Genomic DNA, 4,965 nt, shown 5'->3' with positions numbered 1-4,965 from the left:
GGCGCGGGCCATGTGCTCGGCGCGCTCCCGCATCAGCCGCTCGGCCTCGCGGCGCTCCGCGCGGGCGCGCGCGCTTTGCTGGCGGCGCCGGCCCAGCCACAGCCACGCAAGCACGACGGCAGCCGCCACGGCGGCCAGGGTCCAGGTCAACAGCTCGTTCATCGTCGGGGCGAAAGTGCTAGGTCAGGTCGCACATCATCGCGCCGGCCGGTGTCTGGTCTGCGAACAGGCCTATCGCCGGCCCGGCCGGGGGCGTCGTTTGTCACGCCGGCGGGGCTGTGTCTCAGCGCTGCGGGGGGAGCATCAGCCGGGCGGTCGCCAGTGGGCTGTCGGCTGGATCGCCTTCATCAGGGATGCACAGCGTCAGCGCAAAGCCCAGCACCGACACGATGAGCGTGGCGGTGAAAAGGGCGCGGGCGGACTTGAGCATGGCCAGGATAGTGGGCCACGGCGACGGTTGGCGCGCCCCCTAACTCACCAGTGAATGCTGACGACGTCCTGGCAGCAGGCTTCAGCCGGCCGGCGTCCGCCTGTACTGACCGGGCGTCGCCCCGGTGCCGGCTTTGAAGCGCTGGCTGAGATGACTGGCGCCGGCATAGCCACAGGCGGCGGCGATGTCGACCAGCGGCAGGGCGGTTTCGCGCAGCAGCGTGCGGGCGCGGTCCAGGCGCCGGGCGGCGACCCAGTCGTGCACGCTGCAGCCCATGGAGGCACGGAACATGCGCGCGAAATGGAACTCGGACAGGTGGGCCTGGGCGGCGAGCTGGCGCAGGCTGAGAGTGGCGCTGTCGAGGTGGGCGTCGACAAAGTCCAGCACGCGCCGCCGGGCGGCGCCAGCCAGGCCACCGGCTGAACGTTCGGCGCGCTGGCGTTGCCGCGGCCGGGCGGCATGCAGTACGAGATGGTCCAGCGCGGCCTGGCTCAGCGTGTCGATGCGCAGGCGCTCGGTCGGGTCCTGCCAGTCCAGCGCCGCGACGCGCTGGCCCCAGGCGGCGAGGGTGGCGTCCACGCCGAAGATGCGCTGCGCCAGCGTGATGGCGCGCGGCTCGGCGTCCAGCAGGCGCACCGCGCGGTCCGCCCAGGCGTCGGCCGACAGGTAGAGGTGGACGAAGCGCAGCGGCCCGGCGACGTTCCAGCGCGACTCGTGCTCGGCGGGCAGGATGCAGTGGCAGCCGGGCGAGCCGGTCTCGCGCGGCGTCTCGATCAGGTGGGTGGCGTGGCCGCCCTGCAGGTAGACCGACAGCGTGTGGTGGCCCGGCCGCTGGTAGTCCATGCGGCCGCCGTCGTTGTGCCACTGCACCAGGCGCAGGCCGTCGGTCAGCGCCAGCTCACGTTCGCGGCGTGCGTTGGAGCGGCCCAGCACCTCGAAGACGGGTTGCTGGTCGGTCGCGCCGGCGGTCAGGGAAGCCATGGTGCGATGCTAGGGCCGCGGCCTTGCCCGTGCCGCGCCAGGGTCGACGATGCGCAGGAATCTGCAATCGTGTGGCGGCCCGGCGCGCGATGCTGGCGGCATGAATGCATTGCTGTATGGGCTGGTCGTGCTGATCTGGGGCACGACCTGGATCGCCTTGAAGTGGCAGCTGGGGCCCGTGCCCATTGCGCTGTCCATCGCCTACCGCTTCGGGCTGGCGGCCCTGGTGCTGTTCGCCTGGCTGGCCTGGCGGCGCCAGCTCGTCGTGCCACGGGGGCGAGCGCTCACCTGGGTGCTGGCGCAGGGCCTGTGCCTGTTCTGCCTGAACTTCGTCTGCTTCCTGAACGCCAGCCAGACGCTGCCGAGCGGCCTGGTGGCGGTCGTGTTCTCCAGTGCGGCGCTGTGGAACGCGCTGCTGGCCCGTGTGGTGCACGGCCGGGCGGTTGCGCCGCAGGTGCTGGGCGGGGGCGCGTTGGGCCTGGCTGGTCTCACGCTGCTGTTCTGGCCCGAGATCGCCAGCCAGCAGGCCGGGGCGGGCACGCTGACGGGCCTGGCCTGGGCGCTGGCCGGCACGCTGTGCTTCTCGACCGGCAACCTGCTGTCGGCCGCGCTGCAGGGCCAGGGGCTCAAGCCGGTGCAGACCAATGCCTGGGGCATGGCGGTGGGCACGGCCATCCTGTGTGGCTACGCCCTGGTCTCGGGTGTTCCGTGGGTCTTCGACGCCAGCCCGCGCTATGTCGGCGCCCTGCTCTACCTGGCCATCCCCGGCTCGGTCATCGGTTTCACCGCCTACCTGACGCTGGTCGGGCGGTTGGGACCGGAGCGGGCGGCCTACAGCACGGTGCTGTTCCCGGTCGTTGCGCTGAACGTGTCGGCCTGGGTGGAAGGCTACCGCTGGACGGCGCCGGCGCTGGTTGGACTGGCGCTGGTGATGGCCGGCAATGTGCTGGTGTTCAGGAAGAAGCCCGCCGCTTCTCCAGCAGCGCCATCGCCTCGCCCACCAGCCCGCGCCTGAAGGCCAGCACGCAGACGATGAAGATCAGCCCGGTGACGAGGCTGACCGATTCGCCCAGGCCGTTGAACCAGGCCACGCCGGTGGTGTCGGCCAGCAGCTTGCCGAAGTCGCCGATCTTGTTCTCCAGCGCGATGATGACCAGCGCGCCCACCATCGGGCCCACCAGCGTGCCCATGCCGCCTACCAGCGTCATCAGGATGACCAGGCCGGAGGTGGTCCAGATCGCATCGGTCAGCGTGGCAAACCCCAGCACCAGCGTCTTGGTCGCACCCGCCAGACCCGCCAGGCCCGCGGACAGCACGAAGGCCAGCAGCTTGAAGTGGCCGGTGTCGTAGCCGAGCGACGTGGCGCGCGCCTCGTTCTCGCGGATGGACGTCAGCACCTGGCCGAAGGGTGAATGGACGATGCGGTAGATCAGCCAGAAGGCGGCGATGAAGATGCCCAGCACGACATAGAACAGCGTCAGGTCGTTGCCGAGATCCAGGCCGAAGAAGCTGCCGCGCGGCACCGACTGCAAGCCGTCCTCACCGCCGGTGAAGGGCGCCTGCAGGAAGACGAAATACAGCATCTGCGACAGCGCCAGCGTGATCATCGAGAAGTAGATGCCCGAGCGCCTGATGGCCAGCAGGCCGAACACCAGGCCCACGGCCGCCGCAGCGCCCGCACCCACCGCCAGGCCCAGTGGCGCCGGCAGGGCCCAGACCTTGAGCGCATGGCCGGTCACATAGGCGGCCGTGCCGAGGAAGGCCGCATGGCCGAAGGACAGCAGGCCGGTGAAGCCCACCAGCAGGTTGAAGGCGCAGGCGAACAGGGCGTAGCACAACACCTTCATGACGAAGATGGGATAGACGCCCAGCGCCGGCAGCAGCGCGATGGCGATGAAGAGGGCGACGTACCCGAGCAGCTTCTTGTTCATTACTTCTCTTTTCCGAACAAGCCGGCGGGGCGGACGAGCAGCACGATGGCCATGACGACGAAGACGACGGTGTTGGACGCCTCGGGGTAGAAGACCTTTGTCAGCCCCTCGACGACGCCCAGGCCCAGGCCCGTGACGATGGAGCCCAGGATGGAGCCCATGCCGCCGATGACCACCACGGCGAACACCACGATGATGAGGTTGCTGCCCATCAGCGCCGACACCTGCAGGATGGGCGCGGCCAGCACGCCGGCAAACGCCGCGAGTGCCACGCCGCCGGCATAGGTCAGCGTGACCATCAGCGGCACGTTGATGCCGAAGGCCTGCACGAGCTTGGGGTTCTCGGTGCCGGCGCGCAGCTTGGCGCCCAGCGAGGTCTTCTCGATCAGCGCCCACACGGCCAGGCAAACGGTGATGGACGCGACCACGACCCAGGCCCGGTAGTTGGGCAGGATCATGAAGCCCAGGTTGGTGGCGCCCTGCAGCTGCTCGGGTACCGAGTAGGGCTGGCCGGACACGCCGTAGAAGCTGCGGAACACGCCTTCGATGACGAGGGTGATGCCGAAGGTCAGCAGCAGGCCGTAGAGGTGGTCCAGCTTGTAGAGCCACTGCAGCATCGTGCGCTCGATGACGATGCCTAAAGCCCCGACGAGCAGCGGCGCCAGGCCCAGCATGACCCAGTAGTTCAGCCCCAGCAGGTCCAGCCCCATCCAGGCCAGGAAGGCGCCCATCATGTACAGCGCCCCGTGGGCGAAGTTGATGATATTGAGCATGCCGAAGATGACCGCCAGGCCCAGCGACAGCATCGCGTAGAACGAGCCGTTCACCAGGCCGAGCAGCAACTGGCCGAGCAGGGCGGGCAGTGGAATACCAAACAACTCAGTCATGGGGCGTCAGGTTCAAAGGCACCACAGAGGCACGGAGACACAGAGGAAATGCAAGGGAGCTTCAAAGGCTGCTTCTCAGAGCCTCTGCGCCTCTGTGGTTGCATTTCATCGGCCCTCAATGGACTACTTCTTGACGAGCGGGCACTTCGAGTCCGCGAGCTTCGTGTATGCCTCGTTCGCGGGGATGGTCTGCACCACGTTGTAGTAGTCCCAGGGCTCCTTGGACTCGGACTGCTTCTTCACCTGCATCAGGTACATGTCATAGCGCATGCGGCCGTCGGGCCCGATCTCGCCGTTCTTGGCGAAGAAGTCGTTGACCTTGGTGGCCTTCATCTTGGCCATGACCTTGTCGGCGTCGTCGGTCTTGGTCGCGTCGACGGCCTTCAGGTAGTGGGTCACCGCCGAGTAGTCCGCCGCCTGCAGCATGGAGGGCATGCGCTTCATCTTGCCGAAGAAGGCGCGGCTCCAGGCGCGCGACTCGGGGCTCTGGTTCCAGTACCAGCCATCGGTCAGGTACATGCCTTCGGTGGCCTTCAGGCCCAGCGAGTGGATGTCGTTGATGAACATCAGCAGGCCGGCCAGCTTCATCGTCTTGGTGACGCCGAACTCGTTGGCGGCCTTGATCGAGTTGATGGTGTCGCCACCGGCATTGGCCAAGCCGAGGATCTGCGCGCCTGAGCCCTGGGCTTGCAGCAGGAAGGAAGAGAAGTCGCTGGCCGACAGCGGGTGCTTGACG

6 protein-coding genes are annotated in these 4,965 nt (G+C 68.2%); 1 reads left to right on the top strand and 5 read right to left on the bottom strand.

Features of this window, described 5'->3' with window-relative positions; genetic code table 11:
• Positions 1-283: 283 nt before the first annotated feature.
• Together ACT6S0_RS26455 and ACT6S0_RS26450 are read right to left on the bottom strand one after the other, a co-directional pair.
• The gene (locus tag ACT6S0_RS26455) at positions 284-430 is read right to left on the bottom strand and encodes a hypothetical protein (RefSeq protein WP_444766713.1); all 147 of its coding nucleotides are present in this window, start codon (positions 428-430) and stop codon (positions 284-286) included.
• 81 nt (positions 431-511) lie between these two features.
• On the bottom strand, positions 512-1,411 hold the full coding sequence (locus ACT6S0_RS26450; RefSeq protein ID WP_444766712.1) for a helix-turn-helix domain-containing protein: 900 nt from the start codon (positions 1,409-1,411) through the stop codon (positions 512-514).
• Between the two features lie 100 nt (positions 1,412-1,511).
• Between ACT6S0_RS26450 and ACT6S0_RS26445 the strand changes: the two genes are divergently transcribed.
• Positions 1,512-2,426, top strand: a complete 915-nt coding sequence (locus ACT6S0_RS26445) for a DMT family transporter (RefSeq protein ID WP_444766711.1) — start codon at positions 1,512-1,514, stop codon at positions 2,424-2,426.
• Here the strand turns inward: ACT6S0_RS26445 and ACT6S0_RS26440 are convergent.
• From ACT6S0_RS26440 to ACT6S0_RS26430, 3 genes are all read right to left on the bottom strand, one after another.
• Complete coding sequence (locus ACT6S0_RS26440; protein WP_444766710.1) at positions 2,365-3,342, bottom strand: branched-chain amino acid ABC transporter permease; 978 nt, start codon at positions 3,340-3,342, stop codon at positions 2,365-2,367. The two genes, ACT6S0_RS26445 and ACT6S0_RS26440, sit on opposite strands and share 62 nt — an antisense overlap.
• Entirely contained in the window at positions 3,342-4,229 is an 888-nt protein-coding gene (locus ACT6S0_RS26435; protein ID WP_444766709.1) for a branched-chain amino acid ABC transporter permease, read from the bottom strand. Before ACT6S0_RS26435 ends, ACT6S0_RS26440 begins: the two co-directional genes overlap by 1 nt.
• Before the next feature lie 123 nt (positions 4,230-4,352).
• On the bottom strand, positions 4,353-4,965 hold a 613-nt coding region (locus tag ACT6S0_RS26430; protein WP_444766708.1), incomplete at its 5' end, for an ABC transporter substrate-binding protein.

It is taken from the genome of Roseateles sp., from assembly GCF_052436255.1.
GTDB lineage: Bacteria > Pseudomonadota > Gammaproteobacteria > Burkholderiales > Burkholderiaceae_C > Pelomonas.
Note: the sequence above shows the minus strand (reverse complement) of the source record. Positions and strands in the feature narration are given on the sequence as shown.